This is a genomic window from Thioalkalivibrio sp., from assembly GCF_007692535.1.
Lineage (GTDB): Bacteria > Pseudomonadota > Gammaproteobacteria > Ectothiorhodospirales > Ectothiorhodospiraceae > Thioalkalivibrio.
On sequence record NZ_REBW01000006.1, the window covers coordinates 1 to 2,831 of the forward strand.

The following is a 2,831-nucleotide window of genomic DNA, read 5'->3' on the forward strand; positions in this document are numbered from 1 at the left end:
AATACATCCCTGTAGGCTTGACGGCAGCATCCCTGCTGCCGACACCCGCCGGCGGGCGGCCGGCTCCGCATCCCCTGCCTCTGGGCCTGCCCGCGGGCGAACTGGATGCGCGCTGGCCCTTGAATACCGCGCGGATACCCCCACCTTGTGTGTCAGATCAAACCTTTTCCCGAGGGGAACCAATCCATGCGTATGGATCGCCTGACCACGAAATTCCAGGAGGCCCTGGCCGACGCCCAATCGCTGGCGGTGGGCCGGGACCATCAGTTCATCGAGCCCAGCCACGTGCTCGCAGCCCTGCTCGACCAGGAGGGCGGCAGCGTCCGCTCCGTGCTGGCGCAGGCCGGCGGCAACGTGAATCAGCTGCGCTCCGCGCTGGGGGAGGCCCTCGGGCGCCTGCCGCGCGTCGAGGGCACGCCCGGCGAGGTGCACGTCTCCAACGATCTCAACCGGCTGCTGAACGTCTGCGACAAGCTCGCGCAACAGCGCAAGGACCAGTACATCTCCTCGGAGCTGTTCCTGCTTGCCGCGGTCGAGGACCGCGGCGCGGTTGCCGAGATCCTGAAGAAGAGTGGGGTGACCAAGAGCAACCTCGAGAAAGCCGTGGAGCAGATGCGCGGCGGTGCCAGCGTCGACGATCCGAACGCCGAGGACACCCGGCAGGCGCTGGACAAGTACACCATCGACCTGACCGAGCGCGCCGAGCAGGGCAAGCTCGACCCGGTGATCGGCCGCGACGACGAGATCCGTCGCGCGATCCAGGTCCTGCAGCGTCGGACCAAGAACAACCCCGTGCTGATCGGCGAGCCCGGGGTCGGCAAGACCGCGATCGTCGAGGGACTGGCGCAGCGCATCATCAACGGTGAGATTCCCGAGGGATTGAAGGACAAGCGGGTACTGGCGCTGGACCTCGGCGCGCTGCTGGCCGGGGCCAAGTACCGGGGCGACTTCGAGGAGCGGCTGAAGGCCGTGCTCAAGGACCTGTCCAAGGAAGAGGGTCGGGTGATCCTGTTCATCGACGAGATTCACACCATGGTCGGCGCGGGCAAGGCCGAGGGCGCGATGGACGCCGGCAACATGCTGAAGCCGGCGCTGGCACGCGGCGAACTGCACTGCATCGGCGCGACCACGTTGGACGAGTACCGCAAGTACATCGAGAAGGACGCGGCGCTCGAGCGGCGTTTCCAGAAGGTGCTGGTCGACGAACCGACCCTGGAGGACACCATCGCCATCCTGCGTGGCCTGAAGGAACGCTACGAGGTGCACCACGGGATCGAGATCACCGATCCGGCGATCGTTGCCGCCGCACAGCTCTCGCAGCGCTACATCACCGACCGGCAGCTGCCGGACAAGGCGATCGACCTGATCGACGAGGCGTCCTCGCGCATCCGCATGGAGATCGATTCCAAGCCCGAGGAGATGGACCGGCTCGACCGGCGCCTGATCCAGCTGAAGATCGAGCGCGAGGCGATGAAGAAGGAGACCGACGAGGCCTCGAAGAAGCGTCTGGGCATCCTCGAGGAGGAAATCGACCGGCTGCAACGCGAGTACTCCGACCTCGAGGAAATCTGGAAGGCGGAAAAGTCCGCCGTCACCGGTGCCGCTCAGGTCAAGGAGGAACTCGAGCGCGTACGCATGGAACTGGAGACCGCGCGCCGTGCCGGCGACCTGACCCGCATGTCGGAGCTGCAGTACGGGAAGATCCCGGAACTGCAGAAGGCGCTGGAGCAGGCCTCCGAGCAGGAGGGCAAGGAGACGCGCCTGTTGCGCACCAAGGTCACCGACGAGGAGGTCGCCGAGGTGGTCTCGCGCTGGACCGGAATCCCGGTCTCGAAGATGCTCGAGGGCGAGAAGGACAAGCTGCTGCGCATGGAGGAGGCCGTCGCGCGCCGCGTGGTCGGCCAGGAAGAGGCCGTGCGTGCGGTGGCGAACGCGATCCGGCGTTCCCGCGCGGGTCTCTCGGACCCGAACCGGCCCAACGGGTCGTTCCTGTTCCTGGGCCCGACTGGCGTCGGCAAGACCGAGCTGACCAAGGCGCTGGCGTCGTTCCTGTTCGACACCGAGGACGCCATGGTCCGGATCGACATGTCCGAGTTCATGGAGAAGCACTCGGTGGCCCGACTGATCGGCGCCCCTCCGGGCTACGTCGGCTACGAGGAGGGCGGTTACCTGACCGAGGCGGTGCGGCGCAAGCCCTATTCGGTGATCCTGCTCGACGAGGTGGAGAAGGCGCACCCGGACGTCTTCAACGTGCTGTTGCAGGTATTGGACGACGGTCGCCTGACCGACGGGCACGGCCGCACCGTGGACTTCCGCAACACCGTGATCGTGATGACCTCGAACCTCGGTTCGCAGTTGATCCAGGAGATGGCCGGCGAGGAGCACTACGAGCAGATGAAGGCGGCGGTGATGGAGGTCGTCGGGCAGCATTTCCGGCCGGAGTTCATCAACCGGGTTGACGATGTCGTGGTCTTCCACCCGTTGGGCCGGGAGCAGATCCGGGCCATCACCGACATCCAGCTCGGGCTGCTGCGCCTGCGGCTGGCCGAGCGTGATATCGGGCTCGACATCAGTGCGGAGGCGCTGGACCGGCTGGGCGAGGCGGGTTTCGACCCGGTCTACGGTGCGCGTCCGCTCAAGCGGGCGATCCAGACGCAAGTGGAGAACCCGCTGGCGCAGGCGCTGCTGTCGGGGCAGTTCGGTCCGGGCGACACGATCCGCATCGACGTCGATGCCGGTGGGCTGACCTTCCGGCGCTGACGGGCACCATAGTGGCGGCTGACCGTCATGGCCCTGCGCCACCCCTGACGATGACAAGCCGCAAACCGTAG

General features: G+C 66.8%; 1 protein-coding gene. It reads left to right on the top strand.

Annotated elements, in window-relative coordinates:
- Positions 1-192: 192 nt before the first annotated feature.
- Positions 193-2,760, top strand: a complete 2,568-nt coding sequence (clpB, locus tag EA346_RS00070) for an ATP-dependent chaperone ClpB (RefSeq protein WP_296754071.1) — start codon at positions 193-195, stop codon at positions 2,758-2,760.
- The last annotated feature ends 71 nt before the right edge of the window (positions 2,761-2,831 follow it).